The sequence below is a fragment of the Streptomyces sp. NPDC001093 genome (assembly GCF_040298985.1).
In the GTDB taxonomy this organism is placed as follows: domain Bacteria; phylum Actinomycetota; class Actinomycetes; order Streptomycetales; family Streptomycetaceae; genus Streptomyces.
In genome coordinates this window covers 1-22,956 of sequence record NZ_JBEPBF010000054.1, presented here as the reverse complement: position 1 = coordinate 22,956, position 22,956 = coordinate 1, and the positions used below count along the sequence as shown (strand labels likewise).

Genomic DNA, 22,956 nt, shown 5'->3' with positions numbered 1-22,956 from the left:
GCGGGGGCGCCACCGGCTCCCCCGCCCATCAACGCGTGCTCAGTAGCACTCGTGCGTACCCGTCTGCAGCGACATGTGCAAGCCGCTGAGCTTGAAGGTTCCGGCCGTGGTCGCCCAGGCCGTCTGCTTCACGTCCGTCAGCGTGGCCGAGTCGGCCTGCTGGGCGAACCCGTACGGGTTGGCCTGCTCGCCGCCGCCCTTCATGCCCGGACCCTTGCTGGCGTCCTTGCCGGCCACACCGATGTCGATGTTGTTGAAGGTGGCGTCGGCGTTGAGGTCGGAGACGTCGATGTAGAGGTTGTCAGCCTCGACCGGCTTGTCCGCGCCCGCCTTCAGGATCAGGCTCACCGAGCCGAACACCGGGATGTCCGGCGTGACGACGGACTGGCACATGTTGTTGATCGTGGCCGACTTGAAGGCCGAGACCGCAACCGGGTGCGCCGTCTTCTGTCCGCTGAGGGTGTACCCGCTGTCGATCGCTCCGTACTGCTCGAAGCCCTGACCGACCAGCTTGTCCGCCGTCACCTTGAACGACTGACCCGACACACTGAACGACGCGGCGAGAGCGCCCTGCGCGAGGGCGACACCTATGCACGCCGTGGCGGCCACGCTGGGCACCATGACCACAGCGAACCGCTTCCATCTGGTCCCGCCACGCACCTGGGACTCCATATTTCCTCCTTCTCGGACGTACATCTCCTGGCCCGGACTCGCCACCGTCGGCGGCTCGGCCAGGCAGGGATGGGAGAAGTGCTACGTCCTCGGGAAGGAGAGCGCCCGCGCTCGGTGGCGCGAACCGCGCCCGAATCACCGGCGATCACCCCCGAGCGACAACCACTGGTCGCGCCTGACACGCATCACGCACAACCTTGCTGGACAGGCTTCGCCGGGTGGGCGAAGACCCCCCTGCCCAAGAGCCGGCGCCACTGCCGCCGGCTCTGCTCGGTGGGGACCCAGATTCTCCCGTGACCCGACCGGCTGCCGGGGTGCGGGAATGGACCGAGCGTCGCCGATCGTGGTGCATTCTCGGCCCGGGCACAAGGGGGTTCGTTACTGGCTAGTAACGGCCGGATAACCGGAGGACGACCGACCGATCTCGGAGCGCGACGCTGGGTGGCATCCAAGGGCAAAGCAAAGCCGTTGATCTCTGGACGAAACCAGACAGATCAACGGCCTCGACTTACTCCGAGTAACAGACGGTGCGATTACCAAGATTTGGTAAAGCACTGTCACCGTGACGACTCGTCGGCAAACCTTTCACCCCGGCATCACAAGCCGTGGCGTTTAGCGACTGGTCAGAACAAGGCCCGGGCGAGGGCCCTTCGGGCGCCCACCACCCGCGGGTCCTCGGGCCCCACGACCTCGAACAGCTCCAGCAGCCGTCGGCGTACCGTGTCCCGGTCGTCACCGACCGTGCGCTGCACGGTCTCGATCAGCCGCCCGAAGGCGTCCTCGACATGCCCGCCCACCAGGTCCAGATCGGCGGCGGCGATCTGCGCGTCGACGTCCTTCGGCTTCTCGGCGGCCTCCCGGCGGACCTTCTGCGGGTCGAAGCCCTGCACCCGCTGCAGCAACTCGGCCTGCGCGAGCCCCAGTTTGGCCTCGGGGTGGGCCGGGTCGTCGGCCAGCACGTTCGTGTAGGCCTGGATGGCGCCGCCCAGGTCGCCCGCGTCCAGCGCCTCGGCGGCGGCGTTCAGCGCCACCTCGTGCGGCCCCACCTGCTCCTGTACGGCCGCACCGCCGGGCTGCGCGTCCGCATCGACGGTCAGGCCGGTGATGCCGAACCGCTGCTCGGCGACCTGCACCAGCTGGTCCAGCGTCTGCCGGATCTGCTGCTCGCCGGCCGCCCCCTGGAACAGCGGCAGCGCCTGTCCCGCCACGACGGCGAACACGGCCGGGATGCCCTGCACCCCGAACTGCTGCATCAGCATCTGGTTGGCGTCGACGTCGATCTTCGCGAGGAGGATGCGCCCGTCGTACTCGACGGCCAGCCGCTCCAGGACCGGGCTCAGCTGCTTGCAGGGCTGACACCACTCGGCCCAGAAGTCGATCACTACGGGCACTTCGGCGGACCGCTGGAGGACGTCCCTCTCGAAGCCCGCCTCATCGACGTCGATGACGAGATCGGCCGGGGCGACGGCACCCGTACCACCCTGCCGGGCGACCTCGGCGCGCGTCTGCTCGGCCTTGGCCTTGGCCTCCTGGGCCGCCTTCACCGCGGCGAGGTCGACGACGCCGCTCATGGACATGTTCCGTGGCTGCATGCGTCTATCCTCCCCCGTTACCGCGTCGAAATGAAAAACCGTGTGCAGTGGGCGCCGGGTCCCCACCCCACGCCCCCGTGGGCACCGCCCGCGCACGCCTCGTGTACGTCCGTCACGAGCCCTCACGAGCTTTCGCTACGACTCGTAGCGTAATGCCATGCGGACCCCGCGCGACACCACCCGCCGGTGATCTCCCTCACGACCGCACAGATCCCGCCGGTTATGGTCAAGGGATGCAGAGCCGCACTCCCGCCAGCCGCACGGGGCGCCCCCGCAACGCCGCCGCGGACACCGCGATCCTGGCCGCGACCCGGGAGGCGCTGGTGGAGCTGGGCTGGTCCAAGCTCACCCTGGGAGACGTGGCGACGCGGGCCGGAGTCGCGAAGACGACGCTGTACCGCCGCTGGGCCGGCAAGCCCGAGCTGGTGTGCGACGCGGTGGCGGAACTCTTCGACGAGCTGGAGCTGCCCGACCGCGGCAGCCTGGCCGCCGACATCGAGGGCGTGGTCCTGCAGTTCGCGGCCATCCTGGCCCGTCCGGAGGCCAAGAGCGGCCTGATGGCGGTGGTCGCCGAGTCCACCCGGGACGACGCGCTGCGCGAGCGCATCCGCGCATCGGTCGTGGAACGCCAGAAGCGGCTGGTCCTGGCGGGCCGGGCACGGGCTCAGGCACGTGGCGAACTCCCGCCCGAGCCCGGCCCGGAGGAAGCCGCCCGCACGGTCGACCTCATTTTCGACATGGTGGCGGGCGCGGTGGTCCACCGCACCCTGGTGAGCGGCAAACCGGCGGACGAGGGGTGGGTGCGCGACTTCACGCGCGTGCTGCTCCTGGGCCTGACCTCGTCCGCCTGAGCCCGCTCAGAAGCCCGCCGGCTCGGTGTACACCCCCCACTCGTCCCGCAGCACCCCGCAGATCTCCCCCAGGGTGGCCTCCGCGCGCACCGCGTCCAGCATCGGCTCGATCATGTTGGACCCGTCCCGGGCCGCGCCCAGCATCGCGTCCAGCGCGGACCGCACCGCGGCCTCGTCGCGCCCGGCCTTCCGGTCGGCGAGCACCCGCACCTGCTCCCGCTCCACCTCGTGGCTGACCCGCAGGATCTCCAGATCCCCGGTGACGGACCCGGTGTGGACATTGACGCCGACGACCTTCTTGTCGCCCTTCTCCAGGGCCTGCTGGTAGCGGAAGGCGGACTCGGCGATCTCCCCGGTGAACCAGCCGTCCTCGATCCCGCGCAGGATCCCGGAGGTGACCGGCCCGATCGGGTGCCGCCCGTCCGGATGGGCCCTCAGGCCCCGCTCCTTGATCTGCTCGAAGATCTTCTCCGCGTCGGCCTCGATCCGGTCCGTCAGCTGCTCGACGTACCAGGAACCGCCCAGCGGATCCGCCACGTTGGCGACCCCGGTCTCCTCCATCAGCACCTGCTGGGTGCGCAGCGCGATCTCCGCGGCCTGCTCGCTGGGCAGCGCGAGGGTCTCGTCCAGCGCGTTGGTGTGCAGGGAGTTGGTGCCACCGAGAACGGCCGCCAGCGCCTCCACGGCCGTACGGACGACGTTGTTGTACGGCTGCTGGGCCGTCAGCGACACACCGGCGGTCTGGGTGTGGAACCGCAGCCACTGCGCCTTGTCGCTCTTCGCGCCGTACACGTCCCGCATCCAGCGCGCCCAGATCCGGCGCGCCGCACGGAACTTGGCGATCTCCTCGAAGAAGTCGACGTGCGCGTCGAAGAAGAAGGACAGGCCGGGCGCGAAGACGTCCACGTCCAGGCCGCGGCTGAGCCCCAGTTCGACGTACCCGAAGCCGTCGGCCAGGGTGTACGCCAGCTCCTGCGCGGCCGTGGCCCCGGCCTCACGGATGTGGTAGCCGGACACGGACAGCGGCTTGTAGGCGGGAATACCGGCCGCGCAGTACTCCATGAGGTCGCCGATCAGACGCAGATGCGGCTCGGGCTGGAAGAGCCACTCCTTCTGCGCGATGTACTCCTTGAAGATGTCGGTCTGGAGCGTGCCGTTGAGCACCGACGGGTCCACGCCCTGCCGCTCCGCGGCGACCAGGTACATGCAGAAGACGGGCACGGCCGGGCCGCTGATGGTCATCGACGTCGTCACATCGCCCAGCGGGATGTCCTTGAACAGGACCTCCATGTCGGCGGCCGAGTCGATGGCGACCCCGCAGTGCCCGACCTCGCCGAGCGAGCGGGGGTCGTCGGAGTCGCGGCCCATGAGCGTCGGCATGTCGAAGGCGACGGACAGGCCGCCGCCACCGGCGGCCAGGATCATCTTGTAGCGCTCGTTGGTCTGCTCGGCGTTGCCGAACCCGGCGAACTGCCGGATCGTCCAGGTACGCCCGCGGTAGCCGGTCGGATGGAGCCCGCGCGTGAAGGGGTACTCCCCGGGCCAGCCGATCCGCTCGAATCCCTCGTACGTGTCGCCCGGTCGGGGCCCGTACACCGGCTCCACGGGATCGCCGGAGAGCGTGGTGAAGTCTGCGTCGCGCTTGCGCGCTGCGTCGTAGCGGGCCTGCCAGCGCCGGCGGCCCTCCTCGATGGCGTGAGCGTCCATACCATCGAATTTACTTGGACGTCCTAGTAAATGTCGATGGCTGACCGCCGCACGGTGTCCGTACGGCGGTGAGACGCGTTACACCTTGGCGACGGCCGGGGCCTGGTCGGCCACCGTGGCCTCCAGCTCGCGGCTGATCCGCCGCTCGACGAAGAAGGCGGCCGTCGGGATCGTCCCCGCGAGCAGCACCCACAGCTGCTTGCCGATCGGCATCTTCGTCTTGGACCCCAGGTCGAAGGCGACGACGAGATAGACGACGTACAGCCAGCCGTGGGCGATGGCGACGACCCTGGTGACGTCGGCGGCACCGCTGATGTCCAGCCCGTACTTCGCGATCATGCTCAGGCACAGCAGCACCAGCAGGACACCGGTGGTGTAGGCCATGACGCGGTAGCGGGTCAGCACGCTCTTCTTCATGGAGTCGAGCGTAGCCACCCGTTCCGGGAGATCTTGTCCGGGGTCGGTCCCCGGCCCGGTCCCCGGGCTCAGTCCTCGTCGAAGTCGTGTGCCGCGATGCGCAGCGGGCGGAGCATCGCGAAGATCTCCGCGCACTCCTCCGCGTCGTACACGCCGAGCCCGAAGTCCATCGCCATCAGGTCGCGGGTGGCCGCGTCGACCACCTCGCGGCCCTTGTCGGTGATGACGGCGAGGGTGCCGCGGCCGTCGTTGGGATTGGGACGCTTGGCGACCAGCCCGGACCTCACCAGCCGGTCGACGGTGTTCGTCACGGAGGTGGGATGCACCATCAGGCGCTCGCCGATCTTGGACATGGGCAGCTCGCCGGCCTTGGAGAAGGTGAGCAGCACCAGTGCCTCGTACCGCGCGAACGTCAGTCCGTACGGCTTGACCACCGCGTCCACCTCGGCGAGCAGGATCTGCTGGGCCCGCATGATCGAGGTGATCGCGGCCATGGACGGCACGTTTCCCCAGCGCTGCTTCCAGAGCTCGTCGGCGCGGGCGATGGGGTCGAACGGGAGGCTGAGTGGCTTCGGCACGTCATCAGACCCTACCGGCCGGTCATATTCCGGGCAGCCCCGTCTCGGGTTTCGGTCGCCTCTCGTTCCCGGTCGCCCGCACCCTCATCCATACGCCTCGAGCCGGCGCAGCACCCGGGGCGCGCGTGCCTGGGTGACCGGCGCGCGCAGACACCGCCGGGCGGCGGGTGTCCCCGCCAGCGGCGCCTTGAAGACCGCGAGGGACCCGGCGACCACCAGGAGCAGCGGGCACAGATACGCCACGGTGTCGGCGAAGGTCCCGAAGAGCCGCAGCAGCGACTGCAGCCCCAGTCCGGTCAGGCACACCGTGAGGACGACCGCGCGGACCGCCAGCTCGACGATCCAGTTGACCAGGGCACGCTCGGGGGTGATCCCACGCTCCAGCCAGAGCCGGAGCCGGTCGAAGGACCACCCCGTCGCCCAGCCGGTCAGCGGCCGGAGCACCAGGCGGTCCGCGACCGTCCCGAAGGCGCCCCCGCGGGCGCGGTACTCGTACCCGGTGAGCAGGCGCACGCCCTGCGCGTCGGGCATGTAACGCCAGTAGGCGCTCGCCTCGGCGACCGGGGAGAGCGGGTGCGAGGAGGAGAAGCGCAGGGCGCACACGCGCGTGCCGTCGGGGCGGTCCTTCTCGCCGGCGGCGACCCCGGTGCCGGGAACGGTGAGGAGCGGCAGCACGCGCCAGGTGCAGGTGAAGCGCCGCGGCTCGCCCTCCACGGCCGGCAGGGGGTCGATCGACGTGAAGCGGAGGTCCCAGCGCAGGCGCGTGACGGGGTCCTGGGTGCGCGCCCACAGTTCGTCGAGATCGGCGCGTATGTGTGTCTCTCTGTAGAGACGCATGGTGTTCCCCCAGGCCAGAACGGGTGAAGTCGAGCGATCGCTCGGATGATCAGGAGGGGAACGTACACCTCCGCCGACGACCGCTCAAAAGGGGGCCGACTACCCCGCCAGGTGCCGTTCGACGGTCTCGACCTTGGAGGTGAGCCCGTCGGTCACGCCGGGGCGGATGTCGGCCTTGAGGACGAGCGACACGCGTGGGGCGCGCTTCTCCACGGCGGCGACGGCACGCTTGACGACGTCCATGACCTCGTCCCACGACTCGCCCTCGATGGACGTGAACATGGCGTCGGTGCGGTTGGGCAGCCCCGACTCACGGACGACGCGGACGGCCTCGGCGACGTACTCCCCCACGTCCTCGCCGACGCCGAGGGGTGTCACGGAGAAGGCGACGATCATGCGTTCACGACTCCTTCCTTGCGGGCGCGGGCCGCGATGACGGCGTCCTCGGCCTCGCGGCGCAGCGCACGCTCGATGATGAAGCCGCCGAACGGGATGATCGAGTAGGCGAAGTAGAGGGCTGCCTTGCCCTTGTTCCACTTGGTGCGGTTCCAGGCGTCGGCCCAGAAGATCACGTAGAGGATGAACAGCACGCCGTGGATCGGGCCCAGCACCGGGGCGACGTTCACTCCGGAGTCGACCGTGTACTTGATGACCGTGCAGGTCGCGAGAACGATCCAGGAAATGCCCTCCGGCACGGAGATGAGGCGGAGGCGGCGGATGGCGGAGGCTGTCTTGAGGTCCACTGGTCACCTTCGGTGGGAGAGACGTCCACAGTTTGTGAACGGAGGCACAAGCGTCCCCCATTGTGGCAAACGACGGCCCTAGGGGTCCGCTCAGGGTGCGTGTCCACCCACGGGCTCTGTTCCGTCCACCCGCGGCGCCGCTACTTTCGCTGCGTGGCGATGTTCCGACTGCAAGGCAGCAAGGTGCTCGCCGTCGACATGACCGGGGACGCCGTGAAGGCGAAGAACGGCTCGATGGTCGCGTACGACGGGCAGATGAGTTTCAAGAAGCTCACGGGTGGGGGCGAGGGGCTGCGCGGGATGGTGACCCGGCGGCTCACCGGCGAGCAGATGACGGTGATGGAGGTGAAGGGGCACGGCACCTGCTGGTTCGCGGACCGGGCGACCGAGATCAACCTCGTGAGCCTCCAGGGCGACAAGCTGTACGTGGAGTCGAGCAACCTGCTCGTGACGGACGCGGGCCTGCGCACGGGCACGACGTTCACCGGGCTGCGCGGCGCCTCGCAGGGCAACGGCCTGTTCACGACGACCGTCGAGGGGCACGGACAGGCGGCGATCATGTCCGACGGGCCGGCGGTCGTGCTCCGGGTCAGCCCGCAGTACCCGCTGATCGTCGATCCGGGTGCCTACATCGCCCACCAGGGCAATGTCCGGCAGTCCTTCCAGTCCGGCGTGACGTTCCGCACGTTCTTCGGGGAGGGCGGCGGCGAGGCCTTCCAGATCCGCTTCGAGGGCGACGGACTGGTGTACGTGCAGCCGAGCGAGCGGAACACGATCGCGGGGGATCTGTAGCCATGGCGTTCCGGGAGATCAACTCCAAGATGGTCGAGGCGACCGTGCTGCCCGGGCAGCGGCTGTTCAGTCAGCGCGGGGCGATGCTCGCCTACAAGGGGGACGTGTCCTTCACTCCGAACATCCAGGGCGGCCAGGGCGGGCTGATGTCCATGATCGGGCGCCGGGTGACGGGCGAGGCGACCCCGCTGATGACCGTCGAGGGCAGCGGCACGGTCTTCTTCGGGCACGGCGGCCACCACGTCCACGTCATCAACCTCTCCGGCGACACCCTCTACGTGGAGGCCGACCGCCTGCTGGCCTTCGAGGGCACGCTCCGGCAGGGCACGATGTTCATGGGCTCGCAGGGCGGGGTGATGGGCCTGGTCCGCGGCCAGGTCACCGGGCAGGGCCTGTTCACCACCACCCTCCAGGGGCAGGGCTCCGTCGCGGTGATGGCGCACGGCGGCGTCTTCGAGATCCCGATCACCCCCCAGCGCCCGGTCCACGTCGACCCGCAGGCCTACGTCGCCCACCACGGCGAGGTCCGCAACAAGCTGTCCGCCGCGCTGGGCTGGCGCGAGATGGTGGGCCGTGGCTCCGGAGAGGCCTTCCAGCTGGAGCTGAGCGGCAACGGCACGGTGTACGTCCAGGCGTCGGAGGAGAAGCTGTGAGCGCCTACGGAAGCACGTACGGCACCCCCGGCGGCCCGGTGGTGTACGACCCGATGACGCTGCCCGCCGACGACAACGTGAACAAGTACACGTTCTGCGTCGAGCTCAAGAGCGGGCAGTGGTTCCTGCAGAAGGGGAAGATGATCGCCTACTACGGGGCGATCGAGTTCAACGGCATCGGGCACGGGCGACTCGACCGACTTGTCCGTACCTCGTTCCATTCGCCACTGCACGCGAGCGACTGGGTCGTGGCGGAGGGCTCGGGCAAGATGCTGCTCGCCGACCGGGCCTTCGACGTCAACTCCTACGACCTGGACGACGGGAACTTGACCATTCGCGCGGGCAACCTGCTCGCTTTTCAGCCAAGTCTCGCGCTCAAGCAATCGATCGTGCCGGGTTTTCTGACCCTTATCGGAACCGGAAAGTTTGTCGCCGCATCTAACGGTCCGGTGGTGTTCATGGAACCCCCGATCCGGGTCGACCCGCAGGCGCTCGTCGGGTGGGCCGACTGCCCGTCGCCGTGTCATCACTACGACCACGGGTATCTGACGGGTGTGCTGGGCGGTCTACGTGCGATGACGGGCCTCGGCGGGGTATCCGGGGAGGAGCACCAGTTCGAGTTCGTGGGCGCCGGGACGGTCCTGCTGCAGTCGACGGAGTCCCTCATGGAGGAGGCGGCGACGGGTGTCGTTCCGTCCGAACCAGGGGTGCCCGGAGGTGGCGGAGCGGCACCGGGCGGACACGGTCAGCAACCATCTGCTGGACCGCGTCTTCCCGGACAGCTCGGAGACCTCCAGCGCCGCTTCGGGCTGTGAGCGGTAGTCTGCGGAGGGTGACATCGAACGCGTGCGCACTGTCACACCATCCAATGTAGTTCGGAATTCAACTTTTTAGGTAGACTTCATTCATGGAGACCGAGACGGCCACGCGCTGGCTGACCGATGCGGAGCAGTGCGCCTGGCGCACCCACCTGGAGGTCAACAGGCTGTTGACGTACCAGCTGGAGAAGGATCTGCAGCCGTTCGGCCTGACTATGAACGACTACGAGATTCTCGTGAATCTGTCCGAGTCGGAGGACCACCGGATGCGGATGAGCGACCTCGCCTCCGCGACTCTTCAGTCCAAGAGCCGGCTGTCGCACCAGATCACGCGGATGGAGAACGCGAACCTGGTGCGCCGTGAGAACTGCGAGTCCGACCGGCGGGGGCTGTACGCCGTGCTGACCGAGCATGGCATGGACACGATGAAGAAGGTGGCGCCACATCATGTCGCCTCCGTGCGGCGGCACTTCATCGATCTGCTGTCGCCGGAGGCGTTGACGGAACTGGACAAGGCCCTGAAGCCGATCGCCGAGCATCTGAGAGGGCAGCGGGGGCGCCCCTGACGGGTGCGGGTGGCACAGCTGGGCGGGGGGTGGGTCGCGCGGCCCGGCGCTGACGGAATTGCCGCTCTCAGGGGTGCGGGCCTGTATCCATGCCCCTCGAACCAGCGGTGCCGGCGTCGGGCTCGGCGACCCGTTCACCCCTGTGTCAGGCCCGCGACCAGCTCGTCCGCCGCGCGGTAGGGGTCCAGCTCGCCCGCGACGATGCGCTCCGCGAGCGCGCTGAGGCGGCGGTCGCCGTGGAGGTCGCCGATGCGTTCGCGCAGGGCCGTCACCGCGATGGTCTCCACCTCGCGGGCCGCCCGGGCCTTCCGGCGCTCCGCGAGGACACCGCGCTCCTCCATCCACGCGCGGTGCTTCTCCAGGGCCTCCACGACCTCGTCGACGCCCTCGGCGCGGGCCGCGACCGTCTTCACGATCGGCGGGCGCCAGTCGCCGGGGCCGCGGGACTCGCCGAGGCCCAGCATGTGGTTCAGTTCGCGGGCGGTGGCGTCGGCGCCGTCCCGGTCCGCCTTGTTGACGACGTACACGTCGCCGATCTCCAGGATGCCCGCCTTGGCCGCCTGGATGCCGTCGCCCATGCCCGGGGCCAGCAGCACCACGCTCGTATCGGCCTGGGAGGCGATCTCGACCTCCGACTGGCCGACGCCGACCGTCTCCACCAGGATCACGTCACAGCCCGCCGCGTCCAGGACGCGGATCGCCTGCGGGGCGGCCCAGGCCAGGCCGCCCAGGTGGCCGCGGGTCGCCATCGAGCGGATGTAGACGCCCGGGTCGGAGGCGTGGTCCGACATGCGGACGCGGTCGCCGAGCAGGGCGCCGCCCGAGAACGGCGAGGACGGGTCGACGGCCAGGACGCCGACCCGCCTGCCCTGCTTGCGGTACGCCGTGACCAGCGCGGAGGTGGAGGTCGACTTGCCGACGCCCGGGGAGCCCGTCAGACCGACCACATAGGCGTTGCCGGTCAGCGGGGCCAGGGCCGCCATGACCTCCCTGAGCTGCGGGGACGCCCCCTCCACGAGGGAGATCAGCCGGGCCACGGCCCGCGGCCGGCCTTCCCTGGCCTGGGCCACCAGAGAGGAGACGTCCTGCATCAAACAGCTCCGTTCAGTTCACAGACGTACAGACACGCACAACGAGGATGCTTACGCCTTCGGTACCCGCACGATCAGCGCGTCACCCTGGCCGCCGCCACCGCACAGCGCGGCCGCGCCGACGCCGCCTCCGCGCCGCTTGAGCTCCAGCGCCAGGTGGAGGACGAGACGGGCGCCGGACATGCCGATCGGGTGGCCCAGCGCGATCGCGCCGCCGTTGACGTTCACCTTTTCCGTGGACACGCCGAGGTCCTTCATTGACTGCACGGCGACGGCGGCGAAGGCCTCGTTGATCTCGATGAGGTCGAGGTCGGAGACCTCCAGGCCGTCCTTCTTCAGGGCGTGCAGGATGGCGTTGGACGGCTGGGACTGCAGGCTGTTGTCCGGTCCGGCCACATTGCCGTGCGCGCCGATCTCGGCGAGCCAGGTCAGGCCCAGCTCCTCGGCCTTGGCCTTGCTCATCACGACCACGGCGGCCGCGCCGTCCGAGATCTGGGAGCTCGACCCCGCGGTGATCGTGCCGTCCTTGCTGAAGGCCGGGCGCAGCTTGCCCAGGGACTCCGCGGTGGTGTCGCCGCGGATGCCCTCGTCCTTGCTGAACAGGACCGGGTCGCCCTTGCGCTGCGGGATCTCCACCGGGGTGATCTCGGCCTCGAACAGGCCGTTCTTCTGCGCGGCGGCGGCCCGCTGGTGGGACAGCGCGGCGATCTCGTCCTGCTCGGCGCGGCCGATGCCGAGGCGGGTGTTGTGCTTCTCCGTGGACTCGCCCATGGCGATGCCCTCGAAGGCGTCGGTGAGGCCGTCGTAGGCCATGGCGTCGATCATCTGGACCGCGCCGTACTTGAAGCCCTCGCGGGACTTCGGCAGCAGGTGCGGGGCGTTGGTCATGGACTCCTGGCCGCCCGCCACGACGATGTCGAACTCGCCGGCGCGGATCAGCTGGTCGGCCAGGGCGATGGCGTCGAGGCCGGAGAGGCACACCTTGTTGATGGTGAGCGCCGGGACGTTCATCGGGATGCCGGCCTTCACGGCGGCCTGGCGGGCCGGGATCTGGCCGGCGCCGGCCTGGAGCACCTGGCCCATGATCACGTACTGCACCTGGTCGCCGCCGATCCCCGCACGGTCGAGGGCGGCCTTGATCGCGAAGCCGCCCAGATCGGCTCCGGAGAAGGACTTGAGGGAGCCGAGCAGTCGTCCCATGGGGGTGCGTGCACCCGCGACGATCACCGAGCTGTTCGTTCCAGAAGGCATGAGCTGCGATCCCCTTACCGGCCTGCCCAGGCCGAGGAGTGAACGAGGGTTTACTTCGAATGTACTGAGTGGCACTCCGTGCCGTCATCGGGCCGTCGGTGTGATCGCGCGCACGTTGCGTAACCACCCGATGAGCGCTGCACTGAATCCATGCTGACGCGAATCGACCACATCGGGATCGCCTGCCACGACCTCGACGCGACCGTCGAGTTCTACCGGGCCACGTACGGCTTCGAGGTGTTCCACACCGAGGTCAACGAGGAGCAGGGCGTGCGCGAGGCCATGCTCAAGATCAACGAGACCTCGGACGGCGGCGCCTCCTACCTCCAGCTGCTGGAGCCGACCCGCGAGGACTCCGCGGTCGGCAAGTGGCTCGCGAAGAACGGGGAGGGCGTCCACCACATCGCCTTCGGCACGGCGGACGTGGACGGGGACGCCGCCGACATCCGCGACAAGGGCGTACGCGTCCTGTACGACGAGCCACGGCGTGGTTCCATGGGGTCGCGGATCACCTTCCTGCACCCCAAGGATTGCCATGGCGTCCTCACGGAACTGGTCACTTCGGCCCCTGTTGAGTCGCCCGAGCACTGACCCCCGTACATAAGGGCCGGTAGGGTTGGGGGCGGTCGTCCCTCAAACCGGGATGACCGGGTCCTGCCTTTGACGGCAGGACCGAGCCGGGGTCCGGGTTTCGGGGGACGAGCGTCGGGGCAGCAGCCCGTGCTCCGCCGTTGATCTGACACCATTCCCCGGGGGCCCCGTTCGGCGGATGGACGGAGCTCGTTGGAGAAGCTGACCAGGGGACGGATGGGACCGCGCAGTGCGGGGCTACGAGAGCCAGGAGCGAGAGCCGGCGGCTGACGTCGACCACCTCTCTCGGTTCGAGGCCGAGATGAAGCGGCTGAAGACCGAGCGGGAAAAGGCGATCCAGCACGCCGAGGACCTCGGCTACCAGGTCGAGGTGCTGCGCGCCAAGCTGCACGAGGCGCGCCGCACCCTGATGACCAGGCCCGCCTTCGACGGCGGTGACATCGGCTATCAGGCCGAGCAGTTGCTCCGCAATGCCCAGATGCAGGCCGACCAGCTGCGCCAGGACGCGGAGCGGATGGCCGCCGAGGCGCGCGCGCAGACCCAGCGGATCCTGCAGGAGCACGCCGAGCAGGCCGCCAGGCTCCAGGCGGAGCTGCACCAGGAGGCGGTGACCCGGCGCCAGCAGCTCGACCAGGAGCTGGCCGAGCGCCGCGCCACCGTCGAGTCGCACGTCAACGAGAACGTGGCCTGGGCCGAGCAGCTGCGCGCCCGCACCGAACAGCAGGCCCGCCGTCTCCTCGACGAGTCCCGCGCCGAGGCCGAGCAGGCGCTGGCCGCCGCCCGCGCGGAGGCCGAGCGGCTGACCCGGGAGGCCCGCGAGCGGCTCCAGAGCGACGCCGAGACGGCCCGCGCGGAGGCCCAGGAGACCCTGCGCCGCGCCCGCACCGACGCCGAACGCCTGCTGAACGCCGCCTCCCAGCAGGCTCAGGAGGCCACCGACCACGCCGAGCAGCTGCGCACCGACGCGGTCGGCGAGTCGGACGCCGCCCGCCGGCAGGCCACCGAGCTGAGCCGGGCCGCCGAGGAGCGGATGGCGGCGGCCGAGGAGGCCCTGCGCAAGGCGCAGACCGAGGCCGAGAAGCTGGTCACGGAGGCCAAGGAGGCCGCCGCCAAGACCCTCTCCAGCGCCGAGGCCGCGGGCGAGGCACGCACGCGCACCGCGAAGGAGCAGGTCGCCCGGCTGGTCGAGGAGGCCACCAAGGAGGCCGAGACCACCAGGTCCGAGGCCGAGCAGCTGGTGGCGGACGCCCGTGCCGAGGCCGAGAAGATCCTCGCCGAGGCCGCCGAGAAGGCCAGCTCGATCACCGCCGAGGAGACGGCGACCCAGCTGTCCAAGGCGGCCAGGACCGCCGAGGACGTGCTGAACAAGGCGTCCGAGGAAGCCAAGCGGACCACCAGGGCCGCCGCCGAGGAGGCCGAGCGGATCCGCACGGAGGCCGAGACCGAGGCCGACCGGCTGCGCGCCGAGGCGCACGACATCGCCGAGCAGCTCAAGGGCGCGGCGAAGGACGACACCAAGGAGTACCGCGCCAAGACGGTCGAGCTGCAGGAGGAGGCCCGCCGGCTGCGCGGCGAGGCCGAGCAGCTGCGCGCCGACGCGGTCGCCGAGGGCGAGTCGATCCGCGCGGAGGCCCGCCGGGAGGCGGTCGCGCAGATCGAGGAGGCCGCCAGGTCCGCCGAGGAGCTGCTGGCCAAGGCGAAGGTGGACGCCGACGAGCTGCGGCAGAAGGCGACCACCGACAGCGAGAAGGTCCGCACCGAGGCGATCGAGCGGGCGACCAGCCTGCGCCGGCAGGCCGAGGAGACCCTGGACCGGGCCCGCAAGGAGGCCGAACGGCTGCGGGCGGAGGCCGAGGAGCAGGCCGAGGCGGTCAGGGCGGACGCCGAGACCGCCGCGCGCGAGCTGCGCGCGGAGACCGAGCGCGCCGTCGAGGCCCGCCGCGCCGAGGCCGCCGAGGAGCTGACGCGGCTGCAGACCGAGGCGCAGGACCGGCTGGAGTCGGCCGAGCAGGCGCTCACGGACGCCCGCGGGGAGGCCGCCCGGATCCGCCGCGAGGCCGCCGAGGAGACCGAGCGGCTGCGCGCCGAGGCCGCCGAACGCATCCGTACCCTCCAGCAGCAGGCCGAGGCCGAGGCCGACCGGCTGCGCAACGAGGCCGCGTCCGACGCGTCCGCCTCGCGTGCCGAGGGCGAGGCCGTCGCCGTACGGCTGCGCTCCGAGGCCGCCGCCGAGGCCGAGCGGCTGAAGGCGGAGGCCCAGGACACCGCCGACCGGGTGCGCGCGGAGGCGCAGGCCGCCGCCGAACGGCTCGGCACGGAGGCGTCCGAGACGCTGGCCGCCGCTCAGGAGGAGGCCGCCCGGCGCCGCCGTGAGGCCGAGGAGACCCTCGGGTCCGCCCGCGAAGAGGCCGACCAGGAGCGGCTTCGGGCCCGCGAGCAGAGCGAGGAGCTGCTGGCCTCCGCCCGCAAGCGGGTCGAGGACGCACAGGCCGAGGCGGTCCGGCTGGTCGAGGAGGCCGACCGGCGGGCCACCGAGATGGTGTCGGCCGCCGAGCAGCACGCCCAGCAGGTGCGGGACTCCGTCGCCGGGCTGCACGAGCAGGCGCAGGAGGAGATCACCGGGCTGCGTTCGGCCGCCGAGCACGCGGCGGACCGTACGCGCCGGGAGGCCGAGGAGGAGGCGGACCGGGTCCGCGCCGACGCCTACGCCGAGCGGGAGCGGGCGAGCGAGGACGCGAGCCGCGTACGTCGCGAGGCGAACGAGGAGTCGGAGGCCGCCAAGGCGCTGGCCGAGCGTACGGTCGTGGAGGCGATGGCGGAGGCCGAGCGGCTGCGCGCGGACGCCGGCGAGTACGCCCAGCGGGTGCGCACCGAGGCCTCGGACGCGCTCGCCGAGGCCGACCAGGCGGCCGCCCGGACCCGGGCGGACGCCCGCGAGGACGCCAACCGGATCCGCTCCGACGCGGCGACCCAGGCGGACACCCTCATCACCGAGGCCCGCAACGAGGCCGAGCGCCTGCAGAACGAGACGGTCGCCGAGGCGGACCGGCTCCAGACGGAGACCGCGGCCGAGGCCGAGCGGGTGCGCGCGGAGGCCCTGGCGGCGGCCGAGCAACTCCTCGGGGACGCCACCGGCGAGGCCGAGCGGCTGCGCGCGGAGGCCGCGGAGACGGTCGGCTCGGCACAGGCGCACGCCGAGCGGGTGCGGGCGGAGGCCGAGCAGCTCAAGGCGGACGCGGAAGCCACGGCCGAACGGCTGGTCAACTCCGCCCGCGAGGAGGCCGAGCGGACCATGGACGAGGCCCGCAAGGACGCCAACAAGCGGCGTTCGGAGGCGGCCGAGCAGGTCGACACGCTCATCACCGAGACCACGGCCGAGGTCGACAAGCTGCTCAGCGAGGCGCAGGAGCAGGCGCTGAAGACCACCGCGGACGCGGAGTCGCAGGCCGACACGATGGTCGGCGCGGCCCGCAGCGAGGCCGAGCGGATCGTCTCCGAGTCCACGATCGAGGGCAACTCGCTGGTGGAGAAGGCCCGCACGGACGCCGACGAGCTGCTGGTCGGCGCCCGCCGCGACGCCACCGCGATCCGGGAGCGCGCGGAGGAGCTGCGCGACCGCATCACGACCGAGATCGAGGAGCTGCACGAGCGGGCCCGGCGCGAGGCCGCCGAGACGATGAAGTCCACCGGCGACCGCTGCGACGCGCTCATCAAGGCCGCCGAGGAGCAGCTGGCCAAGGCGGAGGCGAAGGCCAAGGAGCTGGTGTCGGACGCCAACTCCGAGGCGGGCAAGGTGCGTATCGCCGCCGTCAAGAAGGCGGAGGGGCTGCTCAAGGAGGCCGAGCAGAAGAAGGCCAGCCTCGTCAAGGAGGCCGAGGAGCTCAAGGCCGAGGCGATCCGCGAGGCCCGGCGCACGGTCGAGGAGGGCAAGCGCGAGCTGGAGATCCTGGTGCGCCGGCGCGAGGACATCAACGCCGAGATCTCCCGGGTCCAGGACGTCCTGGAGGCGCTCGAGTCCTTCGAGGCACCGTCGTCCGGCAAGGAGGGCTCGGTCAAGGCGGGCGCGACGGTGGGCGCCCCCCGATCGGGTGGCAAGTCGTCAGACGGCTAGTGCGAGCGGTGCGTTCCGGTAACGTCTGGGGGCTTTGCCCGACTCCTTGGCAAGCCCTCCTGCGGTCAGCCACCCAAAAGAGGTGCCATTCTCCAGATCAAAACCGTATCCGCTCGATGACACACCGCTTCGGCCCCTAGGATTCCCCTTATCACCTCACCGGTCTCATTGACAGGAACCCCATGAGCGACACTTCCCCCTACGGCTTCGAGCTTGTGCGGCGTGGGTACGACCGCGCTCAGGTGGACGAACGTATCTCCAAGCTCGTCTCCGACCGTGACAGCGCTCTCGCCCGCATCACCGCCCTGGAGAAGCGCATCGAGGAGCTCCACCTCGAGACGCAGAACGCCCAGGCCCAGGTCACCGACGCCGAGCCGTCGTACGCGGGTCTCGGTGCCCGGGTCGAGAAGATCCTGCGCCTGGCCGAGGAAGAGGCCAAGGAGCTGCGTGAGGAGGCCCGGCGGGCGGCCGAACAGCACCGCGACCTCGCCGAGTCCGCGGCCCAGCAGGTCCGCAACGACGCCGAGTCCTACGCCGCCGAGCGCAAGGCCAAGGCCGAGGACGAGGGCATCCGGATCGTCGAGAAGGCGAAGGGCGACGCCGCCCAGCTGCGTACCGAGGCGCAGAAGGACGCGCAGTCCAAGCGCGAGGAGGCGGACGCCCTCTTCGAGGAGACCCGCGCCAAGGCCGCGCAGGCCGCCGCCGACTTCGAGACGAACCTCGCCAAGCGCCGCGAGCAGTCCGAGCGCGACCTGGCCTCGCGTCAGCAGAAGGCCGAGAAGCGGCTGGCGGAGATCGAACACCGCGCCGAGCAGCTGCGCCTGGAGGCGGAGAAGCTGCGCACCGACGCCGAGCGCCGCGCCCGCCAGACGGTGGAGACCGCCCAGCGCCAGGCCGAGGACATCGTGGCCGACGCCAACGCCAAGGCCGACCGCATCCGCTCGGAATCCGAGCGCGAGCTCGCCGCGCTGACCAACCGCCGCGACTCGATCAACGCCCAGCTGACGAACGTCCGCGAGATGCTGGCGACGCTGACCGGTGCGGCTGTGGCCGCCGCCGGCACGACGGCCGACGACGAGCCCATCTCTCGTGGGGTGCCGGCGCAGCAGACCCGGTAACGCCTGGGCGTGCGCTGCTGGAACGCGTACGTTCACCGAGCTTGGGGAAGCCCCCTGCCACTCCGGTGGCAGGGGGCTTCGTGCCGTTCTAGCGTGGCCGCATGATCGAGCTGGAGGGACTGACCAAGCGGTACGGCGAGAAGGTGGCGGTCGACGGGCTCACCTTCGCCGTGCGGCCCGGGATGGTGACCGGGTTCCTCGGGCCCAACGGCGCCGGGAAGTCGACGACCATGCGGATGATCCTCGGGCTCGATCACCCCACCGCCGGCGACGTCCGGATCGACGGCCGGCACTACCAGCAGCTGAAGGACCCGCTGACGTACATCGGCGCGCTGCTGGACGCCAAGGCCGTGCACGGTGGGCGCAGCGCCTACAACCACCTGCTGTGTCTCGCGCAGAGCAACGGCATCCCGGAGTCCCGGGTGGCGCAGGTGCTGGACACCGTCGGGCTCACCGCCGTGGCGCGCAAGAAGGCCAAGGGGTTCTCGTACGGCATGGGGCAGCGGCTGGGGATCGCGGCGGCGCTGCTCGGGGATCCGCGGATCCTCATGTTCGACGAGCCGGTCAACGGGCTGGACCCGGAGGGCATCCACTGGATCCGGAACCTGATGAAATCGCTGGCCGCGCAGGGGCGGACGGTGTTCGTGTCGAGTCATCTGATGAGCGAGATGGCGCTGACCGCCGATCACCTCGTCGTCATCGGGCAGGGACGGCTGCTCGCGGACACGTCCATGGCCGACTTCATCCGGGAGAACGCGCGGTCGTACGTCCGGATCCGCTCCCCGCAGCGCGAGCGGCTGCTCGATGTGCTGCACGAGGACGGGATCACCGTCGTGGAGGCCGGCGGGGACGCGCTGGAGGTGGCGGGCGGCAAGGCCGGGCGGATCGGTGAGCTGGCGGCGCGCAACGGGATCGTGCTGCACGAGCTGAGCCCCCGGCAGGCCTCGCTGGAGGAGGCGTTCATGCAGCTGACGGCCCAGGCGGTGGAGTACCACGCGCACGCCGAGCCGGGTCCCGCCCCGCAGGACTGGGGCACCGAGTGGAAGGGGGCCTGACAGCCATGGCGGCCGTGCAGGTCATCCGGTCCGAATGGACCAAGATCCGGTCGGTCGCGTCCACGGTGTGGACGCTGTCGCTGGCCGTGGTGGTCACCATCGCCCTCGGGATGCTCATCTCCGCTCTCTCGCGGAACCAGTTCGACTCGATGCCGGTGCAGGACCGGCTGTCGTTCGATCCGACCTACGTCAGCTTCGCGGGCATGAGCCTGGGCCAGCTCGCCATGATCGTGTTCGGTGTGCTGGTGGTCTCGAACGAGTACAGCACCGGCATGATCCGCACCTCGCTGGCCGCCGTGCCGCAGCGCGCGACCTTCCTGTTCGGCAAGATCGCGGTGGCCGGCGCGCTCGCGCTGGTGGTCGGCATGGCCACGAGCTTCGCCGCGTTCTTCCTCGGTCAGGCGATGCTCGGCCCGCACGGGGCCCGGATCGGCGACCCGGGCGTGCTGCGCGCGGTGCTCGGCGGCGGGCTCTACATGACGCTGATCGCGATGTTCTCCATGGGCGTCGCCGCGATGCTGCGCTCGCCGATGCTGTCGCTCGGCATCCTGATGCCGTTCTTCTTCCTGATCTCCACCGTCCTCGGCAACGTCGACGCCACGAAGAGGATCGGCCAGTTCCTGCCGGACCAGGCGGGCAGCCGGATCATGCAGGTGGTCCCGAGGGCCGACGACACGCCGTACGGGCCCTGGGGCGGGCTCGGGATCATGGTGCTGTGGGTGATCGCCGCGCTCGCCGGCGGTTACGCAGTGCTCAAGAGCCGGGACGCATAGCTTTACTTTCTCTTGGGCGGAACCGTCAGCGCCCCGATATCCTCCTAACCCTTACGGGGGCGGGTCCCCGCCTGAACCTTTCGATGGGTGCGGAGCATGATCGAGGCTGTCGGCCTGACCAAGCGCTACGGCGACAAGACCGCCGTGTACAACCTTTCCTTCCAGGTGCGGCCGGGTGCCGTCACCGGCTTCCTCGGGCCGAACGGCTCGGGCAAGTCGACGACGATGCGGATGATCCTCGGGCTGGACAACCCCACGTCCGGGTCGGTGACGATCGGCGGCTACCCGTACCGCAAGCTGCCCAACGCCCCCCGCCAGGTCGGCGCGCTGCTCGACGCCAAGGCCGTGCACGGCGGCCGGAGCGCCCGCAACCACCTGCTGAGCCTCGCCCAGCTGTCGGGGATCCCGGCCCGGCGCGTGGACGAGGTGCTCGGCGTCGTCGGTCTGCAGGACGTGGCACGCAAGCGCTCCAAGGGCTTCTCGCTCGGCATGGGCCAGCGCCTCGGCATCGCCGCCGCGCTGCTCGGCGACCCGCAGGTGCTGCTGTTCGACGAGCCGGTCAACGGCCTCGACCCCGAGGGCATCCTCTGGGTCCGCAACCTGATGCGGGCCCTGGCCGCCGAGGGCCGTACGGTCTTCGTCTCCTCGCACCTGATGAGCGAGATGGCGCTGACCGCCGACCACCTCATCGTCATCGGACGCGGCCAGCTGCTCGCCGACATGAGCGTGAGGGACTTCATCTCCGCCAACTCCGCCGACTTCGCGCGGGTGCGCACCCCTGACACCGAGCCGCAGCTGCGCGAGAAGCTCGGCACCACGCTCGCCGAGGCGGGCGGCCATGTGCTGCCGGAGCCGGACGGCGCGCTGCGCGTGACCGGGCTGCCGCTGCCCCGGATCAGCGACCTCGCGCACGAGGCGGGCGTCCGGCTGTGGGAGCTGTCGCCGCACCAGGCCTCGCTGGAGGAGGCGTACATGCGGATGACGCAGGGCGCGGTCGACTACCGCTCGACCATCGACCAGAAGGCGGGCCTGCAGCAGCCGCTGCCGCCGGGCGCCCAGCCGCCCATGCCGGTGCCCGGCCAGGGCCAGCCCGGCTGGTACGCCCCACCGCCGCCCCAGCAGGGCGGTCAGCCGTTCGCGATGCCCCAGACGCCCGCAGGCCCGTACGGCGCCCCACAGGCACCCGGCCACGGCACCCCCAACCCGTACGCCCAGCAGGCCCCGCAGCCCGGCTCCGCCCCGCAGGGCGTCCCCGCGCCGCAGACACTGGCGCTGGGCGCGGCCTCGGGCGCCCCAGCCGCCCCCCAGGCTCCACAGGCGCAGCCGTCGGCTCCCGCCGCCCAGCAGGCCCAGACGCCCGCCCCGGCCTCGCAGGCCCCGCAGACGCTGGCGCTGGGCGCAGCCTCGGCTCCCGCAGCCGCCCCGCAGGCTCCGCAGGCGCACCCGTCGCCCCCCGCCGTCCCACAGGCCGCTCCTGGGCTGCAGCCCCAGCCGACTGCTCCGGCGCCGCAGCCCCAGCCCGCCGCTCCGGCCCCGCAGGGCCAGCCGCCGGTCCAGGCACCGCAGCAGGCGCCCGTCGCTGCCGCTCCGGCCCCCGCCGCCCCGCAGGCTCCCTCAGCCGCTCCGGCCCCGCGGGAGCAGCCGTCGGCCCCTGTCCCGCCGCAGCAGGCGCCCGCCGCCGCTGCCCCGGCCCCGGCCACCGCCCCCGCCGACCTGACCAAGCCCGAGGACGCCCGATGAGCACCCACCAGCCCCCGATGCCGCAGGCCCCTGCTGCCGCGCCCGACTGGCAGGCAGCGGCGCCCGGTGGTTCGTACCCCGGTTACACCTCGCCGATCCCGGTCGTGCGCACCCACCTCGGGCACGCGCTGAGCTCCGAGTGGACCAAGATCAAGTCGGTGCGGTCGACGATGTGGACGCTCGGCGTGTTCGTCGTGCTCGTCCTCGCGATCGGCCTGCTCTCCGCCTCGGTGGTCAAGTCCAACTCCGGCGCGGAGAGCATGTCGGGCCAGAACCCGCTGCAGTTCGGGTTCTTCGGCCTGCTCCTCGGCAGCATGTGCATCATCACGCTCGGCGTGCTGACCACGGCCTCGGAGTACGGCACCGGCATGATCCGTACGACGATGGTCGCGTGCCCGAGCCGGGGCCGGGTGCTCGCCGCCAAGGCGATCGTGTTCTTCGTCGTCGCCTTCGTCGTCACCCTCGCCACGTCCGGTTTCGTGGCCATGGTCCACGCGTCCATGCTGAAGGGCGTCGGCGGTGCCCGTACCCCCTCCACCGGCGACTGGCTCAAGGCGACCGTCGGCATCAGCCTCTACCTCGCGCTGCTCGGGCTGTTCTCGCTGCTCGTCGGTTCGGTCATCCGGCACTCCGCGGGCGCCATCACCATCATGATCGGCGCGGTGCTGGCCCCGCTGGTGATCGCGCTGTTCATGGCCTCGCAGTCCCTGGAGAAGGTGCGGCAGTGGCTGCTGGAGTACTCCATCCCGAGCCAGATGAGCTGCTTCTACGACAACTCCCTGAGCCGCTCCGGCCCCACGGGCTGGGACCCGCTGTGGATCATGCTGGGCCTGTCGGCGGCAGCGCTCGCCGGTGCCTTCGCGCTGCTGCAGAAGCGGGACGTGTGAGACCGCTGCCGGACGGCCGCTAGTGGCTCGTCTCGGATCCTTGGGTGGATAACTCTGTAGGCTGCCAACTGGTCTTGATCACTGTCGTGGATGTACGGCCTGGTGTGCTCGTG

21 protein-coding genes and 1 pseudogene are annotated in these 22,956 nt (G+C 70.8%); 12 read left to right on the top strand and 10 right to left on the bottom strand.

All coding sequences use genetic code 11. From position 1 onward, the window contains the following. Positions 1 to 39 precede the first annotated feature (39 nt). Positions 40 to 672 carry a DUF6230 family protein gene (locus ABT288_RS25460; RefSeq protein WP_351216130.1) on the bottom strand — a complete coding sequence of 211 codons (633 nt, stop codon included), beginning with the start codon at positions 670 to 672 and terminating at the stop codon, positions 40 to 42. A gap of 623 nt (positions 673 to 1,295) precedes the next feature. Then, complete coding sequence (locus ABT288_RS25455; protein ID WP_351611948.1) at positions 1,296 to 2,264, bottom strand: tetratricopeptide repeat protein; 969 nt, start codon at positions 2,262 to 2,264, stop codon at positions 1,296 to 1,298. Between the two features lie 233 nt (positions 2,265 to 2,497). Between ABT288_RS25455 and ABT288_RS25450 the strand changes: the two genes are divergently transcribed. Beyond that, positions 2,498 to 3,115, top strand: coding sequence for a TetR/AcrR family transcriptional regulator (locus ABT288_RS25450; protein WP_351611946.1), 618 nt, complete (start codon positions 2,498 to 2,500; stop codon positions 3,113 to 3,115). 6 nt (positions 3,116 to 3,121) lie between these two features. Here the strand turns inward: ABT288_RS25450 and icmA are convergent, their stop codons facing one another. The 6 genes from icmA to ABT288_RS25420 all read right to left on the bottom strand — a co-directional run bounded on the left by icmA (position 3,122) and on the right by ABT288_RS25420 (position 7,397). Beyond that, entirely contained in the window at positions 3,122 to 4,822 is a 1,701-nt protein-coding gene (gene icmA / locus ABT288_RS25445) for a coenzyme B12-dependent isobutyryl-CoA mutase large subunit (protein ID WP_351611944.1), read from the bottom strand. 78 nt (positions 4,823 to 4,900) lie between these two features. Next, a complete protein-coding gene (locus ABT288_RS25440) occupies positions 4,901 to 5,239 on the bottom strand; it encodes a DUF3817 domain-containing protein (RefSeq protein WP_351611941.1) in 339 nt (112 codons plus the stop codon). Positions 5,240 to 5,307: 68 nt separating this feature from the next. Continuing rightward, on the bottom strand, positions 5,308 to 5,817 hold the full coding sequence (locus tag ABT288_RS25435) for a MarR family winged helix-turn-helix transcriptional regulator (RefSeq protein WP_351250160.1): 510 nt from the start codon (positions 5,815 to 5,817) through the stop codon (positions 5,308 to 5,310). Positions 5,818 to 5,901: 84 nt separating this feature from the next. Further along, complete coding sequence (locus ABT288_RS25430; RefSeq protein ID WP_351611938.1) at positions 5,902 to 6,654, bottom strand: hypothetical protein; 753 nt, start codon at positions 6,652 to 6,654, stop codon at positions 5,902 to 5,904. A 99-nt stretch (positions 6,655 to 6,753) separates the two neighbouring features. Beyond that, on the bottom strand, positions 6,754 to 7,050 hold the full coding sequence (locus ABT288_RS25425; RefSeq protein WP_351611935.1) for an MTH1187 family thiamine-binding protein: 297 nt from the start codon (positions 7,048 to 7,050) through the stop codon (positions 6,754 to 6,756). Next, positions 7,047 to 7,397, bottom strand: a complete 351-nt coding sequence (locus ABT288_RS25420) for a DUF3817 domain-containing protein (RefSeq protein ID WP_351611932.1) — start codon at positions 7,395 to 7,397, stop codon at positions 7,047 to 7,049. The genes ABT288_RS25425 and ABT288_RS25420 overlap by 4 nt, the downstream gene beginning before the upstream one ends. 159 nt (positions 7,398 to 7,556) lie before the next feature. Here ABT288_RS25420 and ABT288_RS25415 point away from each other — a divergent pair, with 159 nt between their 5' ends. From ABT288_RS25415 to ABT288_RS25400, 4 genes are all read left to right on the top strand, one after another. Further along, a complete protein-coding gene (locus tag ABT288_RS25415) occupies positions 7,557 to 8,189 on the top strand; it encodes an AIM24 family protein (protein WP_228623656.1) in 633 nt (210 codons plus the stop codon). A gap of 2 nt (positions 8,190 to 8,191) precedes the next feature. After that, positions 8,192 to 8,842 (top strand): AIM24 family protein, encoded by a 651-nt coding sequence (locus ABT288_RS25410; protein WP_351611929.1) that lies wholly within the window; start codon positions 8,192 to 8,194, stop codon positions 8,840 to 8,842. Positions 8,843 to 8,895: 53 nt separating this feature from the next. After that, positions 8,896 to 9,657, top strand: a complete 762-nt coding sequence (locus ABT288_RS25405; protein WP_351612028.1) for an AIM24 family protein — start codon at positions 8,896 to 8,898, stop codon at positions 9,655 to 9,657. A 92-nt stretch (positions 9,658 to 9,749) separates the two neighbouring features. Next, complete coding sequence (locus ABT288_RS25400; protein ID WP_351611926.1) at positions 9,750 to 10,226, top strand: MarR family winged helix-turn-helix transcriptional regulator; 477 nt, start codon at positions 9,750 to 9,752, stop codon at positions 10,224 to 10,226. Between the two features lie 134 nt (positions 10,227 to 10,360). Here ABT288_RS25400 and meaB read toward each other — a convergent pair whose 3' ends face one another. Both meaB and ABT288_RS25390 read right to left on the bottom strand, forming a co-directional pair. Beyond that, a complete protein-coding gene (gene meaB / locus ABT288_RS25395) occupies positions 10,361 to 11,317 on the bottom strand; it encodes a methylmalonyl Co-A mutase-associated GTPase MeaB (RefSeq protein ID WP_351611923.1) in 957 nt (318 codons plus the stop codon). Positions 11,318 to 11,368: 51 nt separating this feature from the next. After that, complete coding sequence (locus ABT288_RS25390) at positions 11,369 to 12,568, bottom strand: acetyl-CoA C-acetyltransferase (protein WP_351611921.1); 1,200 nt, start codon at positions 12,566 to 12,568, stop codon at positions 11,369 to 11,371. Positions 12,569 to 12,718: 150 nt separating this feature from the next. Between ABT288_RS25390 and mce the strand changes: the two genes are divergently transcribed. The 7 genes and pseudogenes from mce (at position 12,719) to ABT288_RS25355 (ending at position 22,843) form a co-directional block, all read left to right on the top strand. Further along, positions 12,719 to 13,159, top strand: a complete 441-nt coding sequence (gene mce / locus ABT288_RS25385; protein WP_055704832.1) for a methylmalonyl-CoA epimerase — start codon at positions 12,719 to 12,721, stop codon at positions 13,157 to 13,159. 229 nt (positions 13,160 to 13,388) lie between these two features. Continuing rightward, the gene (gene scy / locus ABT288_RS25380) at positions 13,389 to 17,270 is read left to right on the top strand and encodes a polarized growth protein Scy (protein WP_351611918.1); all 3,882 of its coding nucleotides are present in this window, start codon (positions 13,389 to 13,391) and stop codon (positions 17,268 to 17,270) included. Positions 17,271 to 17,452: 182 nt separating this feature from the next. Then, positions 17,453 to 18,388, top strand: a complete 936-nt coding sequence (locus tag ABT288_RS25375; RefSeq protein ID WP_351611916.1) for a coiled-coil domain-containing protein — start codon at positions 17,453 to 17,455, stop codon at positions 18,386 to 18,388. Positions 18,389 to 18,489: 101 nt separating this feature from the next. Next, positions 18,490 to 19,443, top strand: coding sequence for an ABC transporter ATP-binding protein (locus ABT288_RS25370; RefSeq protein ID WP_351611914.1), 954 nt, complete (start codon positions 18,490 to 18,492; stop codon positions 19,441 to 19,443). A gap of 5 nt (positions 19,444 to 19,448) precedes the next feature. Next, positions 19,449 to 20,216: an ABC transporter permease gene (locus tag ABT288_RS25365; protein ID WP_351611911.1), complete on the top strand. Its 768-nt coding sequence runs from the start codon at positions 19,449 to 19,451 to the stop codon at positions 20,214 to 20,216. Between the two features lie 96 nt (positions 20,217 to 20,312). Then, positions 20,313 to 21,557 (top strand): annotated as a pseudogene (locus tag ABT288_RS25360) (ABC transporter ATP-binding protein); the annotation flags it as partial. Positions 21,558 to 21,952: 395 nt separating this feature from the next. Then, positions 21,953 to 22,843, top strand: a complete 891-nt coding sequence (locus tag ABT288_RS25355) for an ABC transporter permease (protein WP_351611909.1) — start codon at positions 21,953 to 21,955, stop codon at positions 22,841 to 22,843. The last annotated feature ends 113 nt before the right edge of the window (positions 22,844 to 22,956 follow it).

Coding starts and splice junctions, on each gene's coding strand:
- ABT288_RS25460 (WP_351216130.1), bottom strand. CDS start 672: ATGGAGTCCCAGGTGCGTGGCGGGACCAGATGGAAGCGGTTCGCTGTG.
- ABT288_RS25455 (WP_351611948.1), bottom strand. CDS start 2,264: ATGCAGCCACGGAACATGTCCATGAGCGGCGTCGTCGACCTCGCCGCG.
- ABT288_RS25450 (WP_351611946.1), top strand. CDS start 2,498: ATGCAGAGCCGCACTCCCGCCAGCCGCACGGGGCGCCCCCGCAACGCC.
- icmA (WP_351611944.1), bottom strand. CDS start 4,822: ATGGACGCTCACGCCATCGAGGAGGGCCGCCGGCGCTGGCAGGCCCGC.
- ABT288_RS25440 (WP_351611941.1), bottom strand. CDS start 5,239: ATGAAGAAGAGCGTGCTGACCCGCTACCGCGTCATGGCCTACACCACC.
- ABT288_RS25430 (WP_351611938.1), bottom strand. CDS start 6,654: ATGCGTCTCTACAGAGAGACACACATACGCGCCGATCTCGACGAACTG.
- ABT288_RS25425 (WP_351611935.1), bottom strand. CDS start 7,050: ATGATCGTCGCCTTCTCCGTGACACCCCTCGGCGTCGGCGAGGACGTG.
- ABT288_RS25415 (WP_228623656.1), top strand. CDS start 7,557: ATGTTCCGACTGCAAGGCAGCAAGGTGCTCGCCGTCGACATGACCGGG.
- ABT288_RS25410 (WP_351611929.1), top strand. CDS start 8,192: ATGGCGTTCCGGGAGATCAACTCCAAGATGGTCGAGGCGACCGTGCTG.
- ABT288_RS25405 (WP_351612028.1), top strand. CDS start 8,896: ATGACGCTGCCCGCCGACGACAACGTGAACAAGTACACGTTCTGCGTC.
- ABT288_RS25400 (WP_351611926.1), top strand. CDS start 9,750: ATGGAGACCGAGACGGCCACGCGCTGGCTGACCGATGCGGAGCAGTGC.
- meaB (WP_351611923.1), bottom strand. CDS start 11,317: ATGCAGGACGTCTCCTCTCTGGTGGCCCAGGCCAGGGAAGGCCGGCCG.
- ABT288_RS25390 (WP_351611921.1), bottom strand. CDS start 12,568: ATGCCTTCTGGAACGAACAGCTCGGTGATCGTCGCGGGTGCACGCACC.
- mce (WP_055704832.1), top strand. CDS start 12,719: ATGCTGACGCGAATCGACCACATCGGGATCGCCTGCCACGACCTCGAC.
- ABT288_RS25375 (WP_351611916.1), top strand. CDS start 17,453: ATGAGCGACACTTCCCCCTACGGCTTCGAGCTTGTGCGGCGTGGGTAC.
- ABT288_RS25370 (WP_351611914.1), top strand. CDS start 18,490: ATGATCGAGCTGGAGGGACTGACCAAGCGGTACGGCGAGAAGGTGGCG.
- ABT288_RS25365 (WP_351611911.1), top strand. CDS start 19,449: ATGGCGGCCGTGCAGGTCATCCGGTCCGAATGGACCAAGATCCGGTCG.
- ABT288_RS25355 (WP_351611909.1), top strand. CDS start 21,953: ATGAGCACCCACCAGCCCCCGATGCCGCAGGCCCCTGCTGCCGCGCCC.